The organism is Streptomyces thermodiastaticus (assembly GCF_014656135.1).
GTDB lineage: Bacteria > Actinomycetota > Actinomycetes > Streptomycetales > Streptomycetaceae > Streptomyces > Streptomyces thermodiastaticus.
In genome coordinates this window covers 189,048-215,942 of record NZ_BNBV01000009.1, presented here as the reverse complement: position 1 = coordinate 215,942, position 26,895 = coordinate 189,048, and the positions used below count along the sequence as shown (strand labels likewise).

Genomic DNA, 26,895 nt, shown 5'->3' with positions numbered 1-26,895 from the left:
GAGCGCGTTGGCCGCCAGGTGCAGCGCCACCAACGACGAGGAACACGCCGTGTCCACCGTCACCGCAGGACCCTCGAAACCGAAGGTGTAGGCCAGGCGCCCGGCCGCGATGCTGCCCGCGCTGCCACTGAACAGATAGCCCTCGAAGCCGTCCGGCGGCAGGAAGGCGCGCGAACCGTAGTCGCTGTACATCACCCCGGTGAACACGCCGGTGGCGGAACCACGCAGGCCGGCCGGGTCGATGCCCGCGTTCTCGAGGGTCTCCCAGGCGGTCTGGAGCAGGAGCCGCTGCTGCGGATCGGTCGCCACCGCCTCGCGCGGCGACATCCCGAAGAACTCCGGATCGAACCGGTCCGCGTCATACAGGAAACCACCCTGCCGCGTGTACGACGTACCCACACGCTCCGGATCCGGGTCGTACAACCCCTCCAGATCCCACCCCCGGTTGTCCGGAAACTCCCCCACCGCATCCACACCATCGGCCACCAGCCGCCACAGATCCTCCGGCGACCCCACCCCACCCGGGAAACGGCACGCCATACCGACGATCGCGATCGGCTCCGTCGAGGCGACGGTGGCCCGTACGGCCAGCGACGTCCGGCCCGAGACCTGCCCGTAGAGGTGGTCCGCCAGCGCGACGGGCGAGGGATGGTCGAAGACGGCGGTGGCGGGCAGCCGCACGCCGGTCCGAGTGCTCAGCCGGTTGCGGAGCTCGACCGCTCCGAGGGAATCCAGGCCGATGTCCTTGAACGCCCGTTCCGGGTCAACGCCGGCGGGGGTGGCGTGTCCGAGCACGTCGGCGACCACGGTGCGGACCAGTTCGAGCACCTCGCCCGACCGCTCGTCCTCGGGCAGGGCGGCCAGCTCCCGGGCCCAAGCGGTGCCGGCCTCCTCGGGGCCACTGGTGGCGGTCCGGCGCGCGGGGGACGTGCCGGGTCCGACCGGGCCGCGCAGGAGCGGGGGCATCGCATCCGTTTCTGCGCCGGGCCCGGTCGGGTTCAGGAGCGCCGGCACGAGCAGGGCATCGTCGCCGCCGGCCAGCGCCAGATCGAACAGTCCGAGGCCCTGTTCCGGGGTGAGCGGGGAGAAACCGGCGCGGGTCCAGCGGGCGAGATCCTCGTCGCCGAGGGTCGCGCCCATGCCATGGCTGCCGTCCCACAGGCCCCAAGCCAGGGAGACTGCGGGCAGGCCGTGGGCGCGGCGGTGGGCGGCGAGGGCGTCGAGAGCGGCGTTGGCAGCAGCGTAGTTGGCCTGGCCGGCGGCGCCGATGAGTCCGGAGACGGAGGAGAACAGGACGAACGCGGTGAGCCTGAGGTCCTTGGTGAGCTCGTGCAGGTGCCAGGCCCCGTCCCACTTGGGCCGCATGACGGCCCGGAGCCGGTCCGGCGTGAGGGATGCCACGGTGGCGTCGTCGAGCACGCCCGCGGTGTGCACGACGGCCGTCAACGGGTGGCTCGCCGGTACGCGCGACAGGAGGCCGGCGACCGCCTCGCGGTCGGCGACGTCGACGGCGGCCACCGTCACCTCGGCGCCCAGTGCGGTGAGTTCGTCCAAGAGTTCGCGGGCGCCCGGCGCCTTCGGCCCGCGACGGCTGCACAGCAGCAGGCGGCGTACGCCGTGACTGGCCACCAGGTGCCTGGCCACCAGGGCACCGAGGCCGCCCGTGCCCCCGGTGACGAGCACGGTCCCTGAGGCGAGCTGGCCCGGTGCCGTCGTCCCGGTCGCGGACCGTGCGGGGTGCACGGCCGGCCGGTGCCGGGCACGGACCAGGCGAGGCACGTGCAGCCGGCCGTTGCGGACCGCGATCTGCGGCTCTTCGGTGGCCAGCGCCCGGTCGAGCGAGGCATCGTCGGCCGTCCCGTCGAGGTCGACCAGCGTCAGCCGGCCCGGGTGCTCAGACTGCGCCGAGCGAATCAGCCCCCACACGGGTGCGGCGGCCGGATGGGGCACGTCCTCGCCCGGCAAGACGGCGACGGCCCGCTGGGTGACCACCGCGAGGCGGACGTCGGCCAGTCGCTCGTCCAGAAGGAATGCCTGCACCAGCCGCAGGACGCGCTGCGTCTCCCCGGCCGTGTCGGCGCCGAGGTCCGCCGCTTGGGTGCCAACGCGTACCACGGCGACGTCGCAGCCCTGAGCCTCTGCCAATTCCGGTGTGTCACCGGTGAGTTCGATCCGTGTCGGAGGCAGTGACACCGGGGCGGGCACGGTGGGCCAGTCCACGACGTACAGCGGTGCCGGACCGCCGGCCGCTTGGGCGATCCGGTCCCGGGCCACCGGGCGCAGCGTCAGCGAGGCCACGGCGGCGACCGGCTCGCCGGTGGGGTCCGCGAGGGTGAGCGCGGCGGTGCCGGTGCGCGGGTCGGCGGAGATCCGTACGCGCAGGGCGGTGGCCCCCACGGCATGCACGGTCGCACCGGACCAGGCGAAGGGGAGTTGGAGCACGCCTGGCTCCATGCCGTCCATCCCGTGCAGCACGAGGGGGTGGAGCACGGAGTCGAGCAGGGCGGGGTGGAGGGCGAACCGGGTGGCCGCCTCCTGCTGGTCACCGGGCAGCCGCACTTCCGCGTACAGGTCGCCGTCGGCGCCCCGCCACAGGGCGCGCAGGCACCGAAAGGCGGGCCCGTAGTCGTACCCGGCGCCGGTGAGCCGGTCGTAGACGCCGGTGAGCGGCTCGGGCCGGGCACCTGCGGGCGGCCACTGGCGCAGCCCCTCAACGGGGCCGGCGGCGGTCGTGGCGCCGAGCACGCCGGATGCGCACCGGGTCCACTCCCGGGACCCTTCGTCGCCGGTGTCGGGGCAGGCGTGCACGGTGAACGGCCGCAGACCGGAAGCGTCCGGCGCGCCTACCACGACTTGAACCCGCAGAACTTGACTTTCCGTCAGGGCGAGCGGTGCCTCCAGCGTGAGCTCTTCCACGTGGGGTGCCTTCGCCCGGTCGCCCGCCGCGACAGCGAGCTCCAGGAATGCGGTGGCGGGCACGAGGACGGTGCCGCCGATCGTGTGGTCGGCCAGCCAGGGGTGGTCGCTCACCGACAGCCTGCCGGTGAGCACGAGTTCGTCCCGTCCGGCCACCTCGACCACCGCACTGAACAGCGGGTGCCTGGCGGCGTCCAGGCCCAGGGTGCGCGGGTCGCCGCCGGTGTTCGGTGCCAGCCAGAAGTGCTCGCGCTGGAACGGATACGTGGGCAGCTCGACGGTGGTGCCGCCGGGGAAGAAGGAGGCCACGTCCAGTGGCCCGCCGGCCGCGTAGGCCCCGGCGAGCCCGGCGACGAGGGTGTCCGCCTCGGAGCGCCCGCGGCGCAGCAGCGGGACCACGGTGACCGGCTCGTCGGCGAGGGTCCGTTCGGCCAGGGCGGACAGGACCGCGTCGGGGCCGGCCTCGATGAACACCGTCGCGCCCTGTTCACGCAGTGTGCGGGTGGCGTCGGCGAAACGTACGGCCTCCCGGATCTGACGCGTCCAGTAGTCCGGCGAGCGCAGTTCCTCCTCCCGGGCGAGCCGCCCGGTGAGGGTGGACACCAGAGGAATGGCCGGAGCATGGTAGGTGAGGGCGGCGGCGGTCTGCCGGAACTCCTCCAGCACACCGTCCATGTGCGGAGAGTGGAAGGCGTGGCTGACCGTGAGCGCCCGGATCCTGCGGCCTCGGGCCTCCCACTCGGCCGCGATCTCGGAGACGGCCTCGGCGTCACCGGAGACGACCACGGCGTCGGGCCCGTTGACGGCGGCAATGGAGACGGAGCTGCCACGCCCGGCGAGTGCGGCCGCGATCTCCTCCTCGCTCGCCTGGACGGCGACCATGGCGCCGCCCTCCGGGGCGGCCTGCATCAGCCGGCCCCGCGCAGCGACCAGGCGCGCCGCGTCCGCCGCCGACCACAGGCCCGCGACATGGGCGGCGGCCAGCTCGCCGATCGAGTGGCCCGCGACGAGGTCGGGGACCACACCGTGGTGTTCGAGCAGTCGGTACAGGGCGACCTCGACGGCGAACAGGGCCGGCTGCGCGTAGGCGGTCCGGTGCAGCAGCCCGGACGCCTGGTCGGCCGCGTCGTCGAACAGGACCGTGCGCAGCGGCCGGTCCAGGTACCGGTCCAGTTCCGCGCACACCGAGTCCAGGGCATCAGCGAAGACGGGGAACGCCTCGTACAGCTCCCGGCCAATGCCGAGGCGCTGTGCCCCCTGCCCGGTGAAGAGCAGCGCCGTACGGCCGGCGCGGGCGGCGCTGCCGCGGACCAGACGCGGGTGGTGCTCGCCCCGCACCAGGGCGTCCAGTCCGGTCAGCAGATCGGCCACGCGCGTGCCGGTGACCACAGCCCGCTCCTCGAACGCCGTACGGGTCGTGGCCAGGGAGAAGCCCAGGTCCAGCGGGCCCACCCCCGGGTTGTCGCGGAGACGGTCGCGCAGGCGTCCGGCCTGGGCGCGCAGCGACCTGGCGTCCCGGCCCGAGACCACCCACGGCACCGGCGTGGCCGGCTCGGATGCGGGCCGGGCCGGAGCCGGGTCGGGGTCGCCCTCCTCCACGATCACATGGGCGTTGGTGCCGCTGATGCCGAACGACGACACGGCCGCACGACGGGGACGGTCGCCGCGGGGCCACGGCCGTGCCTCGGTGAGCAGTTCCACGGCGCCGGAGGACCAGTCGACGTGCGGGGTGGGCTCGTCCACGTGCAGGGTGCGCGGGAGGGTGCCGTGCCGCATCGCCTGCACCATCTTGATGAGCCCGCCGACGCCGGCCGCGGCCTGCGCGTGCCCGATGTTCGACTTCAGAGAACCTAGGAACACCGGCTCTGAGCCGCCGCGGTCGCGCCCGTACGTGGCGAGGACGGCCTCGGCCTCGATGGGGTCGCCGAGGGCGGTGCCGGTGCCGTGCGCCTCGACCGCGTCGATGTCCTTCGGCTCGAGACGGGCGTCAGCAAGCGCCTGGCGGATCACCCGTTCCTGCGAGGGGCCGTTCGGGGCGGTCAGGCCGTTCGACGCGCCGTCCTGGTTGATCGCCGTGCCGCGGATGACGGCCAGGACCCGGTGCCCGTGGCGGCGGGCGTCCGACAGCCGCTCCAGCAGGAGCAGGCCGACGCCCTCAGCCCAGGAGGTGCCGTCGGCGGACGCCGCGAAGGACTTGCTGCGGCCGTCCGAGGCGAGCCCGCGCTGGCGGGAGAACTCGACGAACATCCCCGGCGCCGACATCACCGCCACACCGCCCGCCAGCGCCAGCGAGGTCTCTTTGGAGCGCAGGGAGCGCACCGCCATGTGCAGCGCGACGAGGGACGAGGAGCAGGCGGTGTCCACGGTGACGGCCGGGCCGGTCAGGCCCAGCTGGTAGGCGATACGGCCGGACATGACGCTGGCGGTGGTGCCGGTCAGGACGTGGCCCTCCACGCCGTGGTCCGCCTCGTGCATGCGGGGTCCGTAGTCGAGGACGGTGCCGCCGACGAACACCCCCGTGCGGCTGCCGTGCAGCGACCGCGGGTCCAGCCCGGCGCGCTCGATCGCCTCCCACGCGGTCTCCAGCAGCAGCCGCTGCTGCGGGTCCATGCCCAGCGCTTCACGGGGTGAGATCCCGAAGAAGGCGGCGTCGAACTCGCCCGCGCCGTCCAGGAAGCCCCCTTGGCCGACGTAGCTGCCGCCTGGCTGGTCGGGGTCCGGGTCGAACAGGTTCTGGTTCCAGCCGCGGTCGGTGGGGAACGGCGAGATCGCGTCGACGCCTTCAGCGACCAGCCGCCACAGGTCCTCGGGGGAGGCGACGCCGCCGGGGTAGCGGCAAGCCATGCCGATGATCGCGACGGGCTCGTCGTCACCGGCCGCCGCCACCGCATCGTCCGTCACGACGCTGTCGCCGGTTCCCACCAGTCGGGTCACGAGGTGGTCGACCAAGGCACGTGGGGTCGGCCAGTCGAACAGCAGTCCGCTGGGCAGCCGGAGCCCCGTGGCGGCGGACAGGGCGTCGCGCAGCTCCACCCCCATGAGCGAGTCGAAGCCCAGCTCCTTGAAGGTGGTGTCGAGTCCAAGCTGCTGATCCGTTTCCGCGCCGTGGCCCAGCACCGCGGCGATGTGCGCGAGAACCATGTCGGTCACCGTGCGGCGGCGCTCGGCCTCCGGCAGCGCGTCCGGACGCTTGCCCGGGGCTCCTGTCGCTGCCGGCGTGCCGGTCTCGTCCTGCGGCGTCGCGACGGCGGGGGCGGAGGCGGTCTGCGGCAGCGGCGCGGAGAGCCGGCCGACGCCGTCGAACCAGTGCCTCCTGCGCTGGAAGGCGTACGTGGGCAGGGCCGTGCGGCGCGCGCCCGTGCCCTCGTACGCCGCCGCGAGATCCACCCGGCCGCCGCGCACGAACACCGTGGCGAGCGCGGCCACCAGGCTGCGCGGCTCGGAGCGGCCCGCACGGAGAGCCGGCACCGCGACGGCCGCCTCCCCGTCTTGGACGCAGGCGTCCACCATGGCCGAGCAGACACCGTCGGGGCCGAGCTCGAGGTACGTGGTGACGCCCTCGGACTCCAGCGTGCCGACCGCTTCCCGGAATTGCACCGGCCTGCGTACCTGCTCCACCCAGTAGTCCGGGGAACACAGCTCCTCGGCCGTCGCGACGGCGCCGGTGACGGTGGAGACGACCGGCACCCGCGGCTCGCGGAACTCCAGCGTCCGGACCACCTCGCGGAACGGCGCCAGCATCGGCTCCATCAGCGGGGAGTGGAAGGCGTGCGAGACCTGCAGCCGTTTGGTCCTGCGCCCCCGAGAGGCCATTTCGGCGGTGATCTCGGCGACCGCGTCGGTGGTGCCCGAGACGACCACGGCGGCGGGGCCGTTGACCGCGGCGAGACCCACCTCGTGCGCGAAACCGGCCAGCAGCGGAGTGACCTCCTCCGCGGTGGCCTCGACGGCTGCCATCGCGCCACCGGCGGGCAAGGCTTGCATCAGGCGACCGCGGGCCGCCACCAGTCGTGCCGCATCGGCCAAGGAGAGCACTCCGGCGACGTGGGCAGCGGCTATCTCGCCGACGGAGTGCCCGGCGAGCAGGTCGGGCACCACGCCCCACGACTCGACCAGCCGGTACAGCGCCACCTCGACGGCGAACAGGGCTGGCTGGGTGAATCCCGTGTCGTCGAGGCCCTCCCCGGAGAAGATCACGTCCCGCAGCGGGCGCGGCAGCAGCGGATCCAGCTCGGCGCACACCTCGTCGAACGCCTCGGAGAACCTCGGGAAAGCCTCGTAGAGTTCCCTGCCCATGCCGGCGCGCTGGCTGCCCTGTCCGGTGAAGACGACGCCCAGAAGCCCAGGCCGCACGGTACCGCGGACGACGCTTGCGGACGGCCGTCCCTCAGCCAGGGCGCGCAGCCCCTCCAGCAGGCCGTCGCGTCCCTCGGAGATCACGACCGCCCGGTCGGAGAACGCCTCACGGGTGGTGGCCAGGGACCACCCGATGTCGACGGGGTCCGGCGCCTGCTCGCCGGACGCGAAGCCGAGCAGTCGTCCGGCCTGGGCGCGCAGGGCGTCCCCGCCTTGCCCGGAGACCGCCCACGGCAGGATGACGGGGGACAGCCTGCGGGGACCTGGGGCGCCGGCGGGGACGGTTCGGGGGGATTCCGCCACCACGACGTGGCAGTTGGTGCCGCCCATGCCGAACGAGGAGACGCCGGCGAGCAGTCGGCGTTCCGGATGGGGCCACGCGGTCAGCTCCCGCTGCACGGACAGGCCGAGTTCGGCGAAGGGGATCCTCGGGTTGGGCGTGGAGAAGTTGCGGCTGGGCGGCAGCAGGCGCCGCTCGATGCCGAGCAGCACCTTCAGCAGACCGACGATGCCGGCCGCGCCTTCCAGGTGCCCGACGTTGGTCTTGGCCGAGCCGATCAGCAGCGGGTCCTCGGCGTCGCGTCCGCCGCCGAGGACCGCGCCGAGCGCCGCGGCCTCGATCGGATCGCCGACCGGGGTTCCGGTCCCGTGCGCCTCGACGTACTGCACCGAGCGCGGGTCCACTCCGGCCCGCTCGTAGGCCTGACGGATCACCTGTTCCTGGGCAGTGCCACTGGGTACGGTCAGGCCCGGGGTGGAGCCGTCGTTGTTGACCGCGCTGCCGAGGATGACGCCGCGGATCCGGTCGCCGTCAGCGAGCGCCCGCTGCAGAGGTTTGAGGACGACCACGCCGCCGCCCTCACCGGGGACGAACCCGTTGGCACGGGCGTCGAAAGCGTAGCTCTCACCGTCGGGTGAGAGAGCACCGAACCTCTCCTCGGTGACCGTGTTCTCGGCCAGGATGTTCAGGTTCACCCCGGCCACGATCGCGGCGTCGGCCTCCCCGCTGCGCAGGCTCTCGCAGGCCAGGTGCACGGCGACCAGGGAGGACGACTGGGCGGTGTCCACCGTGAGGCTCGGTCCGTGCAGATCCAGGAAATATGAGATCCGGTTGGCGATGATCCCGCGGTTCAGGCCGGTCATCGTGTGCTGGGTGACGGCCTCGGTGCCACTCTGGTAGAGCAGGTTGCCGTAGTCGTCGCGGAGGGTGCCGACGAACACGCCCGTACGGCTGCCGCGCAGGGTCCCCGGCACGATACCGGCGTCCTCCAGCGCCTCCCAGGCCAGTTCGAGCACGAGTCGCTGCTGAGGGTCCATCACGGCGGCTTCGCGCGGGGAGATCCCGAAGAAGGCCGCGTCGAAGTGCCCGACCTCGTCGAGGTGGCCGCCCCGCCTGCCGTGCGGTCCCTCGCCGAGCGCACTCGCACCGCTGCTGAGCAGATCCCAGAACGCCTCCGGGCCGGACGCCATCGGCAGTCGGCAGGATATCCCGACGACAGCGATTTCCTTCATTCCCGGACCCTCCAAGGAACCGATAAAAGCGGGTACACGCATGCTGAAAGCGCTGGACAGTCTCGCCGAAGCGGCTCCAACGCCCGGTAATGCACCGGTAATCCGGCCCGAGGGGAAGATGAGCACGGCATTGCCCGGAAATGAGAACGCGGTGAAGGCGGCCGGATAGATTCGGGCAACGCTGACATCCCGGCTTCGACACCAAAGAAAGTGGGAGCAACCTCGACATGTCCAGTACCCTCGAACAACTGACCCGTGACGCCGAAGAGCACGGCAAGCGCTACGTCGAGGCGTTCAACGCCGGCGACATCGACACCCTGAAGGCGATGTACACCGAGGACGCCATCTCGGTCTGGGAGCCCGGCAACCCGCTCACCGGCAAGGCCCGCGAAGCTTCTCTGGCAGAGTTCATCGCGCAGAGGCCGAAGATGACCGCCACGCTCCGCGAGTCGCACGTCACCGGCAACACGGCACTGCTCGTGGTGGACTGGACCATCGACATCTCCACCCCGGAAGGCGACGAGCACCTGGAGGGGACGGGGCTCGACGTCCTGCGCCTCGGCCCCGACGGGAAATGGCGATTCGCCATCGACAATCCCTTCGGTGAGACACGGTAATCCACTGGTCATTCGGCGGCCATGGTGCGGGCGTCCCGCACCATGGCCATGTTGCCGTGCATTCGCGTTCCGTCTCCCGTACTGATCGCACCGTGGAGTGACAGCCAATGACGTCATCCGGATCCCCGCTCGGCCCGAAGGCCGCGGAATTCGTGAACCGCTCGCACCGTTTCTACATAGGCGGTGCCTTCGTCCCTGCCGAGGACGGCCGCACCTTCCCGACGTACGACCCGTCCACCGGCCGGCGCATCACCGACGTTCCCTACGCCGGCCCCGCCGACGTCGATGCCGCGGTGTCGGCGGCGCGCTCGGCCCTGGACGGCGCCTGGGGCTCCCTTCCCGCGCTGGTGCGCAGCAGGATGCTCACCAAACTCGCCGAACTGCTCGAGGAGAACGCCGCCGAGCTGGCCGAGATCGAGGCGCTGGACGGCGGCAAACCCGTTTCGGTCAACGAGGTCATGGACATCCCGGCCGCGATCGAGCACTTCCGCTACTACAGCGGCTGGCCTACCAAGATCGAGGGCGAGACGATCCCCGTGCACCTGCCCGACACCCTGTGCTACACGCGCAAGGAGCCGGTGGGTGTCTGCGCCCAGATCATCCCGTTCAACTATCCGCTGATGATGGCCGCCTGGAAGATGGCGCCGGCGCTGGCGGCGGGCTGCACCGTGGTGCTCAAGCCCGCCGAGCAGACTCCGCTGTCGGCGCTCCGCCTCGCGGAGCTGATCGAGGAGGCGGGCTTCCCGCCGGGCACGGTGAACATCATCACCGGCGACGCGGACACCGGCAGGGCCCTTGTCGACCACGAGGGCGTCGCCAAGATCGCGTTCACCGGATCCACCGCGGTCGGCCGGGAGATCGCCGCCCGGGCCGGAACCGGACTCAAACGGGTCACTCTGGAGCTGGGTGGCAAGAACCCGAACATCGTCCTCGCGGACGCCGATGTCGAGGCCGCGGTCGCCGGGGCGTTCAACGGCGTCTACTTCAACAGCGGCCAGTCCTGCATCGCCGCGTCCCGGCTGTATGTGCACCGGAGCTTGTTCGAGGAGGTCGTCGGCCTGCTGGCCGAAGCCGCCGACAAGGCCCGGGTCGGTCCCGCGCTCGACCGTGCCACGCAGTTCGGTCCGCTGGTCTCCGCCGAACAGTACGACCGGGTCCGCGGTTATCTGCTGGACGGGCTCGAAGCCGGCGCCTCCCTTCGGGCGGGCGAGGTTCCTCCGGCGTCGCCCCAAGGCGGCTACTACGTCAGGCCCGCGCTGTTCACCGGTGCCACACCAGGGATGCGCATCACCCGGGAGGAGATTTTCGGGCCCGTGCTCGTCGCCGCTCCGTTCGACGAGGTAGACGAAGTGGTGGAGTACTCCAACGACACGCCGTACGGGCTGGCCGCCGGTGTGTGGACCCGCAGCCTGGGCCAGGCGCACACCCTCGCCGCCCGGCTGCAGGCCGGCATGGTCTACCTCAACTCATGGGCCTCCGGCGACCCGGGCGCCCCGTTCGGCGGTGTCAAGGCCTCCGGTATCGGCCGGGAGATGGGCCGCACCAACCTGGACGCCTACCTGGAGACCAAGACGGTCTGGACCTCGCTGGGAAGCTGAGAGACGAGGCAGCGAGGACGCCCCCTGCCATTCCGGTACCGGGGGCGTCCTCGCGTGCACGGCCGTGCGCCGGGGTTCAGACGGCGGGCTTCGAGCGCGTGTACACCGGCAGCGACACATGCCCGTTGGAGACGAACGACTCCAACGGCAGGAGCTTGTCCGCCGGCTCGGCCAGCGCCAGGTCCGGAAAGCGGTCGAACAGGGCGGGCAGCGCCACCTGAGCCTCCAGCCGCGCCAGCGGCGCACCGAGGCAGTAGTGCACTCCGTGCCCGAAGGACAGGTGATCGCCACGGGTCGGCCGCGTGATGTCGAAGTCGGCCGCCGTGTCACCATGGACCTTAGGATCGCGGCCGATGCCCGCGAAGTTGACGATAATGGCGTCGCCCTTCGCAATCGTCACGTCCCCGAGCTCGATGTGCTCGACGGCGTACCGCAGCGGCAGGCTGCCCAGGGGAGACTGGAAACGCAGCGTCTCCTCGATGGCGTCCTCCCACGAGGCCCGGCCCGTACGCACCAGTTCGAGCTGGTCGGGGTGGGTCAGCAGGGCGCAGACCGCTTGCTCCAGCAGATTCACCGTGGTCTCGTGCCCGGCGGTGTACATCAGGAACACGGTGTCGAGCAGCTCTCGCTCCGACAGGCCCGCGCCGTCCCCGTCGTCGCGCACCGCGATCAGGGCGCTGGTCAGGTCGTCTCCCGGCGTCTCGCGCTTGTGGGCGATGAACTCCATCGCGAGGGTGTAGAGCGCCATCTCGTTGGCCCGCGCCTCTTCCTCCGAAGAGGCGGTCTGGAAGATGGCGGCCATCATGTCTGTCAGCTTCACGCGTACGTCGTCGGGTATGCCGAGCAGCTCGGAGATCACCCGGGTGGGCAGCGGGTAGGCGAACTCCCGCCGCAGATCCAGCGGTTGGTCGCCGGGCGCCGCGGCGATGCTCTCCAGCAGCTCCGCGGTGACAGCCTCGATGCGCGGGCGGAGCGCCGCGGTGCGGCGTGCCGTGAACGCCTTGGCCACCAGCCTGCGCAGGCGGGTGTGCTCCTCCCCGTACGCTGTGATCATGTTGCGATCCTGCACCCAGATGGCCAGGGGCCAGGATCGCGCCAGTTCTCCCTCACCGTTCTCCCAGGCCGGCCAGTGGCGGTAGGCGTCGCGCGAGACGCGGGCGTCGGTCAGCAGCCGTTTGGCGAGGGCCTGGTCGGTGACCGACCAGGCGGGAACTCCGCCGGGCAGCTCGACCCGGGTCACGGGTCCCCTCTCACGCAGAAGAGCCGCCTCCCCGTGTATGTCACGCCCGGTGGGATCGATGGCGAACGGGCAGGATGGATTGGTCACGGTGGTCTCCCAGGCTCGCGAGCCGAACTCATACGGTGAAACGCAAGTACTACGCAGGGTGCTTCAGGCTACGGAGAGCCTGTAATCGGCCGCTCACGTCCTGGTCTCGGCCTTGACTCACTTACCTCGAGGTAACCACTGACTTGTATGTTCGTACTTGTGACCACCTGCTTCCATGAGTAAGCCTGTGGTGGCGACCGGAGGCCAGTTCTCGGCTTATCGCGTTCCGCACCAGAGTTTTTGAGAGGATTTCATGAGCACGTATGCGGGCAGGAAAGCTGTCATCACCGGCGGAACCATCGGAATGGGCCTGGCCACGGCCAAGGCTCTGGTCGACGGCGGCGGCGAGGTTCTGGTCACCGGGCGGAACGAGAAGAACCTGGAGGCCGCTCAGGCGGAACTGGGCACCAGGGGCCACGCCGTACGCTCGGACACGGCCGTTCTGAGCGACATCGAGGAACTCGGCGGAATTGTCGAGGAAAAGCTCGGGCAGATCGACCTGCTCTTCATCAATGCGGGCTTCGCTCAGCCCGGCCCGTTCGGTCATGTGACCGAGGAGCTTTTCGACGCCACCTTCAACGTCAACGCCAAGGGCGCCTTCTTCACGGCCCAGCGTCTCGCACCCCTGGTCAAGGACGGCGGCGCCATCGTCTTCACGACCTCCATCGCCAACGACTCCGGCAACCCGGGCATGGGCCCCTACGCCGGCGCCAAGGCCGCGGTGCGGGCGTTCACCAAGGTCATCGCGGCCGAGCTGCTTCCGCGGAACATCCGGGTCAACGCTGTCAGCCCCGGCTTCATCCACACGCCCACCGCGGGTATCACCGGGGCCACCCCGGAAATGCTGCAGGCCTTCGAGAAGATGGGTGACCAGATCACCCCGATGCGCCGCCATGGCTCGTCCGAGGAGGTCGCCCAGGCCGTTCTGTTCCTCGCCTTCGAGGCCACCTTCACCACAGGTGAGGAACTGAACGTCGACGGCGGCCTCGGACAGCGCCTCAACCGGCCGCAGGGTCAGTAGGACAGACATCACCCGTCTACGGAAAAGCCACCCCGCCGTGCGCCCGGACCCGCTCCGGGCGCACGGCCGTTTTCACGTGCGGGACACGCCGGCGCGGCCGAGGACCACGGCTACGTGCGTCGACGCGTCGCCGAGAACTTCCGGTTACCGGGCCATGACCGTTTCGGGGCGCCGTTCTGCCAGGCTTCAGACGTTACCCCTGACGGGCTCCGGATGAGCGGCGGAACACTGCTCGCGCATCCGGAGGCGCGTCGACGGACAAGGAGACGGAAATGGCCGCGAAAGCAATTGACGTCACATCCGTACTGGCTGCTGTTCGCGAAATAGTCCCCAAGCTGCGGGAGAACGGACTCGAGGCCGAGGACCGGCGCTGGCTGCCGGACGAGAATGTCGAGCTGCTGGAAAAGGCCGGCGTGTTCCGCATGGCCACGCCGAAGGTCTTCGGAGGTCTCGAGTTCTCGGTCGCCGATCAGGCCGCGGTGTTCGCGGAGATAGCCCGTGGCGACGTTTCCACGAGCTGGATCGCCAGCGTCTGGGTCTCGAGCGCCTGGATGATCACTCTGTTCCCGGAGGAACTCCAGAAGGAGATCTTCGCGACCCCGGACGTGCGCATCTCCGGCGGGTTCACCCCCTCGGGCGTGCTGACCCCGGTTGAGGGCGGGTTCGTCCTCAACGGCTCCTGGAAGTTCAACTCCGGTTGCCGAGGCGCCCAGTGGAACATCGCCACGTCCCTTGTGCAGCACCCGGACGGCAGGACCGAAGAGGCCATCGCGCTGGTGCCCATGCGGGAGTTCACCATCGAGGACGACTGGAACACCTCGTCCGTCGCCGCGACCGGCAGCTGCACCTCCACGGCCGCCGACGTCTTCGTGCCGGCCCACCGCGTCGTGCCCACCGACCCGGCCGTGTTCGAGGCCGCCCTGGCCCAGCTGCCGGAGGACCGGCAGCCCACCGGCCGTGAGTACGGCCTCTACAGCTACATCATCTCCCAGGGCGTGGCCACCTTCCTCGGCGCCGCCCGCGGTGCGCTGGAGCTCTTCCTCGACCGGCTGCCGGGCCGAGGCATCACCTACACCTCCTGGACCGACCAGAAGCAGCACCCGCTCACCCAGATCCAGGTCGCCACGGCGGACGCCAAGATCTCCGCGGCCGAGGCCCTGATGCAGCAGACCTACCAGACCCTCCAGCGACGCGCCGACGCCGGCGAACAGCCCACGCTGGAGGAGAAAGCAGCCGTCCGCGGCCACAGCGCCTACGCGGTGCAGCTGGTCAAGGAAGCGGTGGACGTGCTCTACAACGCCAGCGGTGCCACCGCCATCCAGCGTCGGGTCCCGATCCAGCGGTTCCACCGCGACATCCAGGGTCTCGCCCTGCACGGCATGATCCTGCTCACCTCCAGCCTCGAAGTCCACGGCCGCGTCCTTCTCGGCCTCGACCCCGATACCCCACTGCTCTGAGGCCTGTCCCGGATCAGCTCGGCGTCGCGGGGCCTGGCACACGCTTCCCCCCACTGTCTCAGGGCGTGCAAGCACCCCAACTGCGTTGTCATCGGTCGCCGGCTCCCTCCCCCGCCGTGCATCCGCACGCACAGATCCCGCGCCCGGCTGGGCGGAGGAGGGCTGTCCGTCACGGCCGACCTGATCCACAAGACAGCCCCGACCCGATCCGAGCCCTCCTGTTCCCGGTGCGGAGGGTGAACCACCGAAGGAAGCAACGTGAACAGAGACAGACGCCTGCCTCAGCTCCCCAACATGCGACCGTTGTCGCGCCGGTCCGTCCTGAAGGCAGGCGGCCTCACGGCACTGGCAGCCACAACGGCGACGGTTCCGGCCTTCGCCGACGACACCGCGTCCGAGGCGACGGCGAATGACGTCATCGTCATCGGCGCCGGCTACGCCGGTGTCACGGCGGCCCGTGAGCTGAAGGCCAAGGGGCTGCATCCGGTGATCCTGGAGGCCCGTGACCGCATCGGAGGCCGGACCTGGACCAGCACCTTCCAGGGCCGGCCGGTCGAGCTGGGAGCCCAGTGGATCGGCCCGGCGCAGCCCCTGGTCAACGCCGAGCTCAAGCGCTACAACATCGGCACGCTCACCGGTACCCCGCCGAACCGCCTGATCATGCCGTCCAGCACCGGCTTCAAGGCGTTCCCGCCCGACGAGGTCGACACGCGGTTCGGCGCGCTCATGGACCAGCTCTTCAAGGACGCGAAGGACCTCTTCCCGAACCCCACCGACCCGCTGTACCGCAAGGACCTGGTCAGTGCAGTCGACCAGATGTCGCTGCGGGACCGGCTGAATCAGCTGCGGTTGTCGGCGGAGGATGAGAGCTGGCTCAGCGGCACGACCGCCGGCTACTCGGGAGGGTCCAGCGACATCGGGGCGTACACCGCCCTGGCCCATTGGTGGTCGCTGGCGGGCTACAGCCTGGCCGGCTACGACGCCGCCATGTCCCAGCGCATATCGGGCGGTATGGTCGGCCTGCTCCAGGCCATGCTGCGTGACGCGGATGCCGAGCTGCACCTGAACTCCCCCGTGGTCTCGGTGAACGACGACGGCTCTCAGGTGCGTGTGACCACCCGGTCCGGGAAGGTATACACGGGGCGGGCGGCCGTGGTCGCCGTGCCGGTGAACGTGTGGAAGACCATCAGCTTCACCCCGGGCCTGCCGGAGGTGCACCAGCAGGCCACGGCCCAGGGCGTCGGGGTCCCGCACTCCTCCAAGGTGTGGATGAAGGTCAGCGGCGTCTCGGACCGGGTGGTGGCGCGTGGCCAGGAAGGGACCGCGTTCACGACACTGCTTTCGCAGGACAGCGTGACGGGCGGTCAGCTCATGGTCGGCTTCAACAGCCTGCCCGCGCTGAACGGCTCCGACCGCGCCGCCGTCGAGGCAGCCGTCCGTGTCTTCCTTCCGGAGGCTACTGTCGTGGAGGTCCTGGCGCAGGACTGGGCCGCGGATCCCTACGCCCTCGGGGGTTGGGCGCTTCGGCGCCCGGGGCAGCTGACCGCCCAGCTGCCCGCCATCCAGCAGCCGCAGGGCCGCGTGGCGTTCGCCTCCGGGGACATAGCCAGCGGCTGGGTCGGTTTCGTGGAGGGCGCCATAGAGTCGGGGCTGCGAGCCGCGCAGCAGGTGCTGAAGCTGACGGGATACAGCGTCGCGGCCTGACGTGACAGTGAGGAGCCGGTTCCCCGGACCAGAGGGGAACCGGCTCCGTCACGCTTCAGCGGGTCGTGGTCACACCGGCGTGGAACCGGCCGTCGAAGAAGAGCAGCCCCTGCCGGCCAGGACCCCGTCTCGAGTCCAGGACGGAGCCGATGAAGATCGAGTGGTCACCTGAGTCGTAGAAGTCGGCCAGCTCGCACTCCAGCCAGGCCAGCGCACCCGAGAGCAGGGGTGCTCCGGTCCGCGGGCCCGGCCGCCAGTCCACGGACTCGAACTGGGAGGCACCCAACGGACGCGACTTGTCCGCGAAATGGCGCGCCAGATGTTCCTGGTCGGCTCCCATGATCGAGACGGCGAACCGCCGCTCAGCGCTGATCGCCTTGTGCATGACCGCACTGTGCGCCACGCAGCAGAGCACCTGCGGTGGTTCCAGCGACACCGAGCTGAAGGCGTTGGCGGTCATGCCGTGCAGATGGTCCCCGCCGACGGTCAGCGCTATGACACCGGTGGCGAACCGTGCCATGACGTCGCGCAGTGAAGAGGGCCCCATAATGGGCGTCGAGGGCCCCTTGTCGGACATGTCATCCTCCCGTTAGTCCCCGGATTCCCGGATCGCCTGCACGCAGTTCCTGGAGGGAGGCCACCCGGTCACGCATGGTCCGGCTTCCCGCAGATGGCGGGCCGTTCCGCCCCGAAATTCCGAACAGAGTCGCACGACAAGATATCCGCGGAACGGAACGGCAGTACCCATCCGGAGGTCATCCCCGGCTAATGCCGGAAGGCGAGGCGCCGGTTACCATGACGTGACCGCCGATTGACGGCCCTCTCTTATGCCGCCTCTAGAGTCGGAGTGATGCGGACAGGACCGCCGTTACGGTTCGAGCGCAGCAGAATGCCACTCACGGATGAAAAGGGGCCCGCATGAACTCAGCGTCATCGGAAACAGAACTCGCCGAGCCTCAGATGCTCGAGTTCCTGTCGTTCCTCGGGATCGACGTCGAGTACGTCCGCGGCGAAGGCAATACGCTGTACTTCATCGACGGGGACAACCGTGAAGTACCGGTGCTCGACTACGCGGGTGGATACGGGGCCCTGGTACTCGGCCACAACCATCCCGAAATCGTTGCCGCCGCCAGGGAATTCTTGGATTCGGGAGCACCCGTGCTGGCACAGGCGTCCCGTCAGCCCTGGGCCGGCCGGGTCGCCACCACTCTGAATCGGATCATCCAACGAGAGTTCGGCGGCGATGAGCCCTACTACGCAGTATTTTCCAACAGTGGAGCCGAGTCCGTCGAAGTGGCGCTGAAGCATGCGGAGTTCGACCGTGTGCTGAAGGTGCAGGCGCTCACCGCGGAGATCACCGCGCACATCGACAACGCCCGGTCCGCGGTGCGCTCGGGCGAGGCTACGGTACCCGGCGACTCCCTTCGCGCGGTCGGAGCGCCAAGCGGTGCTGACGCCGCGGAATCCTTCGAGATCCTGGTCACCGAGCTGGTGCGCCGCAACGCGGAGCAGGCTTCCAGGCCACCGGTCTTCCTCACCCTGGAGGGATCCTTCCACGGAAAGCTGGCGGGCAGCGTTCAGTTGACGCACAACGCCTCCTACCGGCAGCCGTTCTCCGCGATGGCGGCGCAGGCCCGCTTCCTGCCCTTCGAGCAACCGCAGGCCGTGGCCAAGCTGACGGAGGAAGAACGGGCCACCGTGTTCGACATGGTCGTCGAGGCCGGCGAGGTCCGGGTCGTCGAGCGCCCGTTCCCGGTCTTCGCCGCCTTCGTTCTCGAGGTCATCCAGGGCGAGGGCGGCATCAGGGTGGTCTCCCAGGAGATGGGCCGCGCGATCCAGCAGGCCTGCGAGGCGGTCGACTGCCCCGTCGTCGTGGACGAGATCCAGAGCGGGATGGGCCGCACCGGGGCCTTCTTCGCCAGTTCGCTGATCGGGCTGAAGGCCGACTACTACACCCTCGCCAAAGGGCTCGGCGGCGGGATCGCCAAGGCCGCGGTGACCCTGGTGCGGGAGCGCCGGTATCGCAGGGAGTTCGAGCTCGTCCACAGCTCGACCTTCGCCAAGGACCCCTTCTCCACGGCGATCGCCCACCGCACACTGGAGATCATCGAGTCCCGCGACGGCGAGGTCTACCGTCTGGCCCGCACCGCGGGCGACCGGCTGCTGTCGCTGTTCACCTCGCTGCGCGAGGAGTTCCCCGATGTGATCAAGGACGTGCGCGGCAAGGGCCTCATGCTGGGGCTCGAGTTCCACGACCGGTCCGGCTCGCCGGCCGCCGGCATCCGGGACGCGGCCGCCTCCGACATCCTCGGTTACGTCATCTCTGGCTATTTGTTCCGCGTGCACCGAATTCGCACGTTCCCGACCGCCAGCGCGGTGAACACCCTGCGCTTCGAGCCGTCGGTCCACCTGAACGAGGCGGAGATCGACCGTCTTCGGACGGCGCTGCGGGCGCTGTGCAGCGTGCTGCGGGACGACAACGAGCAGGCACTGTTCGGCGGCTGAGTGCTCGGGAGCGCACCACCGGCCTCGCTGGTTTTCGGCCAGTTGTGCAGCCATTGCAGGGGTGCTGCATTCATACGGGCATTGCTGTGCGATACCCTGACGGCCGGTGGTTTTACCTGCATTCGAACGGGCCGCCTGGGACGATGGCAGGGGTGGGAAATGAGCGTGAGAGCACGGCCGGGTTACTGCGGCCTGGATGCCGCGATGGAAGTCATCAGTGGTAAGTGGAAGATTCTCATCCTCTGGGCTCTCCGCCACCAGTCACACCGGTTCGGCGCGCTGAAACGGCTTGTGCCCGGTGTCAGCGAGAAGGTGCTGATCCAGCAGCTGCGCGAGCTGGAGGCCGACGGGATCGTCCTGCGCACGACGTTCAACGAGGCGCCGCTGAGAGTGGAGTACTCCCTGACCGACCGGGGCGTGGCACTGAACGAGGCGCTGGAACCCCTCGGCGCCTGGGGCAGGGAGCACCTCCCGGCCAAGGTCTGAGGCCAGGTGCCACCAGCTCCCAAGGACGTCGATGACGAGCGGCGGCACGCCTTGAGCCGTCCTTGAAACCGGCAGGGCCTCCGGGTTCGGTGCGGACCGCGAAGTCTGCACCGGCGCTCAGGAGGCCCTAGCCGTCCCACCGTGACGCCGCACCGGTGAATGGCAGGCCGCTTCAGGTCCGGTGTGCCGTCGATCAGAACCGGCGCTGCTGCTGAGGGCCGCGCGGAACGCTTCCGGTCGGCCACACCACGCACCCCGCTGGGCGGACGCTGCCGTCGGCACGTGGCAACGAGCATGCGTGCCCCGCTCCCCCAAGCCCCTGGAGCAGGGCCCCACTCGCCGCACCACAGCGCTCGGGCCCGGGGCGTTCTGCCCTGGTGCCCGAGCGCTGCACGGGGTCGGGCGGCCGGTACAGACCGCACCGTCTCCGGTCAGCCGGCCGCCCAGCAGGTGCCGCCGGAGTTGAACGTTCGCGGCGGATGCATGGAGAGCAGTGAGCGGAGGTACTGCCGCCGGTCGCCCTCCCTGTCTCCGATGGTGACCCGAAGTGCCCTCCGGAACCACTTGGCGTGACCGGTGACCTTGGTGTCGTCGTCGCCCGGATCGGCCCGCAGCAGCGAGTCGAGCAGCTGGTCGACGGCCGCATCCGACAGCGGTTCCAGCGTCAGCGTGGTCACGTGGCGCTTCCCGCCTCCCCACTCCGGGCGCAGCCGGAGCAGTTCCGGGCGGGCGGTGGCCACCACGAGCAGCGGGACACCGGCGAAGTCCGACAGGCCGGAGACGAAGTCGAGCAGGGCGTCGTCGGCGCGGTGAAGGTCGTCGATGAGCAGGACGAGCGGCCGTTCGAGCGTCGTACGGCCGAGGAACCGGCCCCAGGCGCCGAGTTCGTCCTCGGTGGCGGGGAGGGGGTGCTGGGCAGCTTCGGGGTCGACGAACTTGATGAGGCAGGTGAGCAGTCGGCGTACACGTTCCTCGTCGTCGGTCAGCCGGGTGACGGTGTTCACGAGCTTCTCTCGGGCGACGGAAGGCGCGTCGGAGGGCTCCACACGGCACAGCGCCCGCACCAACTGTCGCTGGAGAGCGAAGACGCCGTTCTCGGTGGAGCCCTGGGCGTGGTCGATCGTCAATCGGGCCACCTGCGCGCGGGTGGCGATCGTCCGGCCGAACTCGGCGAGGAAGCGGGTCTTGCCGCTCCCCTCGTCGCCCAGGACGGTGACCAGGTGCGGGGTCGCCCTGTGACGGGCCCGCTCCAGCAGGTCGGTCACCAGCGAAAGCTCGTACTCGCGCTCGACGGTGGGCACCTTCAGACTTCCGAAGTAGTCGCGGCGTATACCGAGCAGCTTCCAGTGATGTTCGTCGCCTCCGTCGTCCGCGGCGAAGTACTCGATCATGGCCTCGGTCGCACGGCGTGTGCTGTCGCACGCCCGTATCTCACCGGCCTGCGCGCGCGAGAGCAGCAGGTCGCAGGTGCTCAGCAACCTGCCCGTGATGGAGCACGGCTGGTCGCGGTCGTCCGGCTGGTAGCGCAGCAGCGCCTCACCGGTGGCGACGGAGGCCTGGAAGGTAAGGGTGCCCCTGGTGCCCGGTCCGGTTCCGGGGAAGGTCACGGTCTGAAGCCCGTCACGGACGGCGAGTGCGGCGAGCACGGCCCGTTCGGCGTCGTCTCCGCCTCCCCTGCCGTCGCCGGCGCTGAACAGCGCCATGCACACCGAGCCGATCGCGGCTGTGACGACGCCTCCGAAGTGCTCGATCCTCCTGTGCACCCACCGCGAAATGTCCTCCAGCAACTCGTCCACTGCGCCCGAGTCGCCCTCGACGGTGCCGGTGTGGAGCTGGGTGCGTACCAGCAGCACGCTCACCAGACGGCGCCGGGTCGTGCGGGGTTCCGGAGCGGTCCTGGCGGTGGCGTACCGTCTGGGGGCCACCGACACCGTGGCCGCCACCGGCTCACGGTCGGATACGGCGACGGGCGCCGGGTGGGCCTCCTCCCCCTGCGGTGCCTTTCCGGTGGTCGGCTGCGGTCGGTGAGCGTCCAGGTCGGCAACGGGCAGCTCCCGCGAGGCGGTCAGCGGCGAAGGCCCCTTGCCGTGGGCGATCAGCGGCGTCTGCCGATGACCGCCCCGACTGCCCCTTGCGCCGTCGAGGGCGTTGAGGGCGGGGTCGTGATTCAAGATGGCCCGCTGGAGCTCCTGTAGCTCACGACCGGGCTCCAGTCCGAGTTCCTCGACCAGCGTCGAGCGCACCCGGCTGTATACGTTGAGCGCGTCCGCCTGGCGGCCGCTGCGGTAGAGGGCGAGCATGAGCTGGCGGCAGGACCGTTCCCGCAGGGCGGTGTCCTCCACCATGGTCTCCAGCTCTCCAAGCACCGCCTGGTGACGGCCCAGCGCGAGTTCCGCCTCGAAGTAGTCCTCCATGGCGTCCAGGCGTGCGTTCTGTACCGCGGACAGTTCGGGCCAGGCGATGCCGGCCTCGGCCAGGTCCGCGAGGGCGGGTCCCCGCCACAAGTCCAGCGCTTCGCGCAACAGCTGGGCGGCCACCTCGGGTTTTCCTGCGGCGAGCGTCTCCCGTCCCTTCTCCACCTTGGCCTGGAAACGGAACAGATCGATGGCGTCGGGGGCGACGGTCAGTCTGTAGCCGGGGGGCTGGGTCACGAGCGACGCCGGTGCGGCACCGCTCTGCAACGGCGTCAGAGCCCTGCGCAGGCCCCACACGGCGTTCTGTAGGATCTTCCGCGCCGATGTCGGCGCATCGTCAACCGGCCACAGTGCGTCCAGTAATTGACTGGTCGGGACGACGCGGTTGGCCCGTATGAGCAGGTAACCGAGCGTCGCCCTCTGCTTGGTGCCACCTAAGTTCAGAGGCCGACCGCCGTCCGAGGCCTCCAGAGGCCCCAGAACCCGAAACTGCACAACTCCCCCTAGTCGCTGGCAAATGACGCATTGATCGACTGAAGCCTCAGCTCGTCACGTTCGCGGCACGATCAGGTAGGATGCCTCCACACCATGGAGTCAAAACGCTCTCATTGAATCGTCCTGGTCGCGCAATGGACCAACAGGAGTCCAGGAGGCGAATCGGACGCAATATCGGCTGGCGAGTTCGGCGCCTTGGCGACGCCTTTGCTTGATTCCAGCCTGATGAAAGGTTTTTCAGTTCTTCCTCTGTCCGGCGATCACAGAAGGATGAACAGCTGGAGCGCTACATCACAGGAACCTCCGCGTGGAGCCACTCCCCGCGTCGCCAGGTCCGGGCGGTCCGGCCGCACTGACGATCGACACCGCTTCAACAGTCCCTTCCCCTCGTATCACCAGACCGACCTTAAGATAGCCGCGGACCCAAAGGTAAGTACTGACTTTCAGGTAACCGCATACCTAAAGGTAAGTGACAGCGACCGACCGGCCACCGGGGTGGTGTTCGCGATGGGGAACGCCGGCGAGCGGTCCGCAGGCCGGCGCCTTCGCAGAGCCATGTCCCCACCGGTCACCGGTGAGTAATCGTCAGGTCACCCATCCGTCACGGAATACCTCGTTACCGACCCGTTACCGCGCACAGTGTGAATCCTGCGAGGATTCCTGAAGTCTGAATTCACCTGCCGGCCCACACACAAGGAGAGCGAGAGCATCAGCGCCATGACCAATCTCAACGATTTCGAGATTCCCGAGGACCCCGACAAACAGAACGAACTGTTCGTGCGCATCTTCAACTCGGGCGACGGGGAACTCTACGACTCCATGTACACCGCCGACGCGATCTCGAACATATCCGGCGCCCCGCTGACCGGCCAGGAGCGGACCGCGTTTTTCAAGGAGTTCCTGGCCTCGGGCCCGACGATCGACTCCCGGGTGCTCCAGGCGTACACGAGCAGCGACACCTCGCTGCTGATCGTGGACTACTCACTCGACGTCCCCGGCCCGGACGGACAGACCGTGCACATGCACGGCACATGCACCGACGTACTGATCCGTGACGAGAAAGGCGACTGGCGGCTGGCCATCGACCGGCCGGTCCCGGACCAGGAACACGCCGCCTGAGACACACCTCGAACAACCGCCTCCCGCCGGCTGCGATTTCTCCCGGGCAGGGAGGCACTTTCTTTTTGGGTCGCCCCGGAATACGCAGAACGCACGGACGGAGGAGAGCGAGCGGTTACCGCCGCATGACTGCTCCCAGGGAAAGTGAAAAGAGCGCCGGTGTCGTCTCGGCGGCAGCTTGGAATCCGGTGCCGCACGCATGGCACCTGCGACTTCACAGGGAGGACGCGCCATGGCCGACCGAGCTGGGATCGCACCAGCGGACAGGGGCGGTTTAGAGCTGGGAATCGGAACGGATATCGGAGACCGGACGGCGGGCGATCAATCCAGCCCACCGTCGGCTCCTATCAGCCCCTCTCCTGCCGGGGAACTGGACGTGCGCCTCATCCCGACCCGACAGGAACTGCTGCTGGCCGCCCTGGTGCCGTTCTCCAGACTCCCCGCTTCTTCCGCAGAGACACCGTACGGACCCGAGACAAGGACCGGGCTGGACAAGGAGATCTGATTCGTGACCCCCACCGGACTGGATCCGCACATGCACGAGGTACGCACGCTGGTCGACGCCCTGCGACTGCGCAGCGAAAAACAGCCCGACGAGACGGCCTATGTCTTCCTGCGCAACGGTGAGGAACCGCAGGAGACGATGACCTACCGGGAACTCGATGCCGCCGCGCGTCTGCGGGCCGCGGCGCTCACTGCCACCGGAGTGACCGGCGGGAGCGCGGTGCTGCTGTACCCCTCGGGTCTGGAGTTCGTACGGACCCTTCTGGGCTGCATGTACGGGCGCGTGGCCGGCGCCCCGGTGCAGGTGCCGCGGCGGCGCGAGGGCGTGCTGCGGCTGCGCCGGATCGCCGATGACGCGGGGACCTCGACCATCCTGACGACGACCGATGTCGTGCGCGACCTGGAAGAGCGCTTCGGCGACCTCCCGGAGCTCGCCGAACTCAGGCTGCTGCCCACTGACGACCTGGAGACGACGACCGGCCACGACGACGCGGCTGAACCCGCTCCGGGCCCGCGCCCGGAGGACATCGCCCTGCTGCAGTACACCTCGGGCTCCACCGGAGACCCCAAGGGCGTCTTGGTCAGCCACGCCAACTTCCTCGCCAACGTTGTCGAGACCGACGAGCTGTGGCCGTGCGAGCCGGACGGCACGGTCGTGAACTGGCTGCCGCTCTTCCACGACATGGGCATGCTGTTCGGGGTGGTGCTGCCGCTGTGGGCCGGAATCCCGTCCTACCTGATGGCCCCCGACTCGTTCATCCGCCGCCCGGCCCGCTGGCTGGAGGCCATCTCCCGGTTCGGGGGCACCCACGCCGCCGCGCCCAGCTTCGCCTACGAACTGTGCGCGCGGGCCGCCGCGGAGGGCAAGACCGCCGGTGTGGGCGATCTGTCCCGCTGGCGCGTGGCCGCGAACGGCGCCGAGCCGGTGCGCTGGAGGACCATCCAGGCCTTCACCGCCGCGTTCGCGCAGCACGGCTTCGCCCCGGAGGCGATGTGCCCCGGCTACGGGCTCGCGGAGAACACGCTCAAGGCCACCGGCAGCTCCCAGCATGTGCCGCCCAGGGTGCTGTGGCTGTCCGCCGACGCCTTGTCCGAGGGGCGCGCCGAACCAGTCAGCGAGTCCGCCGCAGGCGCGGTTGCCGCGGTCAGCAGCGGTGGCACGGTCTCCGGCACCAAGGTGCGGATCGTGGACCCCGGCACCCGGCGCTCCTGCCCGGACGGCCGGGTCGGCGAGATCTGGATCAGCGGCCCCTGTGTGGCGGGCGGTTACCGGGGCAGGCCGGAGCTGAGCGAAACCGTCTTCCGTGCCCGCGTCGCGGCCGACGAGCACGGGCACGGCGTCTCCGAGGACACGTATCTGCGCACAGGCGACCTGGGCTTCCTGCACGCCGGTGAGCTCTACGTCACCGGACGGCTGAAGGACGTCATCATCCGCAAAGGGCGCAACCACTATCCGCAGGACATCGAGTTGTCCGCCGAACGCGCCGCGGCGGGCCTGCACCCGAACTGTGCGGCCGCCTTCTCCCTCGACGACGGCGAGCAGGAGCGTCTGGTGGTGGTCATCGAGGCCGACGGCCGGGTGCTGAAGTCGCTGGGCGCCGAGGGGCTGCGCGAGCGCGTGCACGAGGCCGTCCGGGAGGAGCACCGGCTCACGCCGGACGACATCCTCGTCGTACGCCGCGGCGCGCTGCCCAAGACCTCGAGCGGCAAGGTGCAGCGCCGGGCGTGCAGGCAGCGCTACGAGCGCGGGGAACTGGCCGCCCTGGCCGCGCCCGCGGCCGTCGGCACGGGCGGGGAGGCGTCGTGACCCGGCTTCGTGTGCCCCGGCACCGCACGGGCTCCCGGATTCTCGGTGTCGGCGTGTACCGGCCGACACGGGTGGTCGGCAATGACGAGATCTGCGCCCGCATCGATTCGAGCGACGAATGGATCCGCCGGCGGTCCGGCATCGTCACCCGCCACTTCGCCGGCCCCGACGAGACCGTCATCACCATGGCGACCGAGGCGGCCCGCAAGGCGATGGCCCAGGCCGGCACCGACCCGGGCGACGTCGGGATGGTGCTGCTCGCCTCGATGTCCTTCCTGGAGCAGGCTCCGGCCGCCGCACCGCGCGTCGCCCGGTCGCTGGGAATGAGCGCCGGAGCCCTGGACATCAACGCCGCCTGCGCGGGCTTCTGCTACGCCCTGGAGCTGGCCGGCACCCTCGTCCGCACAGGGGAGGCCCGTAACGTCCTGGTGATCGGCTCGGAGAAGATGAGCGACATCATCGACCCCGAGGACCGCGGCAGTGCCTTCCTCTTCGGGGACGGAGCGGGCGCCGTCGTCGTCGGCGCCGCCGACGAACCCGGTATCGGACCAGTCGTATGGGGCTCCGACGGAGAGGGCCACCGACTCATCGCCCACGACCGTTCCTGGCTGGACGCCCGGCATGTGCCCGGGACCTGGCCGACCCTGCGCATGCAGGGTCCGGAGGTGTTCCGATGGGCGACCCGCGTCGTGCCCGAGATCGCGCGGCGCGCGCTGGAGGCAGCCGGCCTCGATGTCACCGACCTCGCCGCCTTCATCCCCCACCAGGCCAACGTCCGGATCATCGACTCCGTCGCCAAGGCGCTGGGGCTCGCTCCCCACACCGCCGTGGCCAAGGACCTCGTACGGGCGGGGAACACCTCGGCCGCCTCGATCCCGCTGGCCATGGACGACCTGCTGGCCCAAGGCCGGCTGGCCTCCGGCGCTCCCGCCCTGCTCGTCGGCTTCGGCGCCGGACTGACGTACGCCGCCCAAGTGGTGACGCTGCCATGAGCGAGATCACCACTGCAGGGTACGGCTCGCGGAGCTGGAGCGGCGCCGAGCGGTCCCGGCTGGGC

Annotated in this window: 15 protein-coding genes; 11 read left to right on the top strand and 4 right to left on the bottom strand. The window is 70.0% G+C overall.

All coding sequences use genetic code 11. The features are described 5' to 3' along the window. The coding region (locus IE286_RS11935; RefSeq protein WP_189796632.1) for a type I polyketide synthase at nucleotides 1-8,784 on the bottom strand (8,784 nt) is incomplete at its 3' end. 227 nt (nucleotides 8,785-9,011) lie between these two features. On the opposite strand from IE286_RS11935, the gene IE286_RS11930 reads away from it, so the two are divergent. Together IE286_RS11930 and IE286_RS11925 are read left to right on the top strand one after the other, a co-directional pair. Then, nucleotides 9,012-9,401 carry a YybH family protein gene (locus IE286_RS11930; protein ID WP_189796631.1) on the top strand — a complete coding sequence of 130 codons (390 nt, stop codon included), beginning with the start codon at nucleotides 9,012-9,014 and terminating at the stop codon, nucleotides 9,399-9,401. Nucleotides 9,402-9,508: 107 nt separating this feature from the next. Further along, a complete protein-coding gene (locus tag IE286_RS11925) occupies nucleotides 9,509-10,999 on the top strand; it encodes an aldehyde dehydrogenase family protein (RefSeq protein WP_189796630.1) in 1,491 nt (496 codons plus the stop codon). 76 nt (nucleotides 11,000-11,075) lie between these two features. Here IE286_RS11925 and IE286_RS11920 read toward each other — a convergent pair whose 3' ends face one another. Continuing rightward, nucleotides 11,076-12,239 carry a cytochrome P450 family protein gene (locus IE286_RS11920; protein WP_229862381.1) on the bottom strand — a complete coding sequence of 388 codons (1,164 nt, stop codon included), beginning with the start codon at nucleotides 12,237-12,239 and terminating at the stop codon, nucleotides 11,076-11,078. Nucleotides 12,240-12,579: 340 nt separating this feature from the next. On the opposite strand from IE286_RS11920, the gene IE286_RS11915 reads away from it, so the two are divergent. The 3 genes from IE286_RS11915 (at nucleotide 12,580) to IE286_RS11905 (ending at nucleotide 16,508) form a co-directional block, all read left to right on the top strand. Further along, on the top strand, nucleotides 12,580-13,347 hold the full coding sequence (locus IE286_RS11915; RefSeq protein ID WP_189796628.1) for an SDR family NAD(P)-dependent oxidoreductase: 768 nt from the start codon (nucleotides 12,580-12,582) through the stop codon (nucleotides 13,345-13,347). A 272-nt stretch (nucleotides 13,348-13,619) separates the two neighbouring features. Next, nucleotides 13,620-14,804, top strand: a complete 1,185-nt coding sequence (locus tag IE286_RS11910) for an acyl-CoA dehydrogenase family protein (RefSeq protein ID WP_189796627.1) — start codon at nucleotides 13,620-13,622, stop codon at nucleotides 14,802-14,804. A gap of 258 nt (nucleotides 14,805-15,062) precedes the next feature. Beyond that, nucleotides 15,063-16,508, top strand: a complete 1,446-nt coding sequence (locus tag IE286_RS11905; RefSeq protein WP_229862379.1) for a flavin monoamine oxidase family protein — start codon at nucleotides 15,063-15,065, stop codon at nucleotides 16,506-16,508. Nucleotides 16,509-16,563: 55 nt separating this feature from the next. Here IE286_RS11905 and IE286_RS11900 read toward each other — a convergent pair whose 3' ends face one another. Then, the gene (locus IE286_RS11900; RefSeq protein ID WP_229862376.1) at nucleotides 16,564-17,028 is read right to left on the bottom strand and encodes a flavin reductase family protein; all 465 of its coding nucleotides are present in this window, start codon (nucleotides 17,026-17,028) and stop codon (nucleotides 16,564-16,566) included. A gap of 398 nt (nucleotides 17,029-17,426) precedes the next feature. Between IE286_RS11900 and IE286_RS11895 the strand changes: the two genes are divergently transcribed. Both IE286_RS11895 and IE286_RS11890 read left to right on the top strand, forming a co-directional pair. After that, nucleotides 17,427-19,013, top strand: a complete 1,587-nt coding sequence (locus IE286_RS11895; RefSeq protein WP_189796625.1) for an aspartate aminotransferase family protein — start codon at nucleotides 17,427-17,429, stop codon at nucleotides 19,011-19,013. A 159-nt stretch (nucleotides 19,014-19,172) separates the two neighbouring features. Further along, on the top strand, nucleotides 19,173-19,499 hold the full coding sequence (locus IE286_RS11890; RefSeq protein ID WP_189796624.1) for a winged helix-turn-helix transcriptional regulator: 327 nt from the start codon (nucleotides 19,173-19,175) through the stop codon (nucleotides 19,497-19,499). Nucleotides 19,500-19,930: 431 nt separating this feature from the next. Here IE286_RS11890 and IE286_RS11885 read toward each other — a convergent pair whose 3' ends face one another. Continuing rightward, nucleotides 19,931-22,150 (bottom strand): BTAD domain-containing putative transcriptional regulator, encoded by a 2,220-nt coding sequence (locus IE286_RS11885; protein ID WP_229862375.1) that lies wholly within the window; start codon nucleotides 22,148-22,150, stop codon nucleotides 19,931-19,933. A 975-nt stretch (nucleotides 22,151-23,125) separates the two neighbouring features. Between IE286_RS11885 and IE286_RS11880 the strand changes: the two genes are divergently transcribed. From IE286_RS11880 to IE286_RS11870, 4 genes are all read left to right on the top strand, one after another. Beyond that, complete coding sequence (locus tag IE286_RS11880) at nucleotides 23,126-23,527, top strand: YybH family protein (RefSeq protein WP_189796622.1); 402 nt, start codon at nucleotides 23,126-23,128, stop codon at nucleotides 23,525-23,527. A gap of 376 nt (nucleotides 23,528-23,903) precedes the next feature. Continuing rightward, complete coding sequence (locus tag IE286_RS27615) at nucleotides 23,904-24,032, top strand: hypothetical protein (protein ID WP_267969588.1); 129 nt, start codon at nucleotides 23,904-23,906, stop codon at nucleotides 24,030-24,032. A 3-nt stretch (nucleotides 24,033-24,035) separates the two neighbouring features. Beyond that, nucleotides 24,036-25,838 carry a fatty acyl-AMP ligase gene (locus IE286_RS11875; protein WP_229862362.1) on the top strand — a complete coding sequence of 601 codons (1,803 nt, stop codon included), beginning with the start codon at nucleotides 24,036-24,038 and terminating at the stop codon, nucleotides 25,836-25,838. Next, on the top strand, nucleotides 25,835-26,830 hold the full coding sequence (locus tag IE286_RS11870; protein WP_189796621.1) for a beta-ketoacyl-ACP synthase III: 996 nt from the start codon (nucleotides 25,835-25,837) through the stop codon (nucleotides 26,828-26,830). Before IE286_RS11875 ends, IE286_RS11870 begins: the two co-directional genes overlap by 4 nt. Nucleotides 26,831-26,895: the final 65 nt, after the last annotated feature.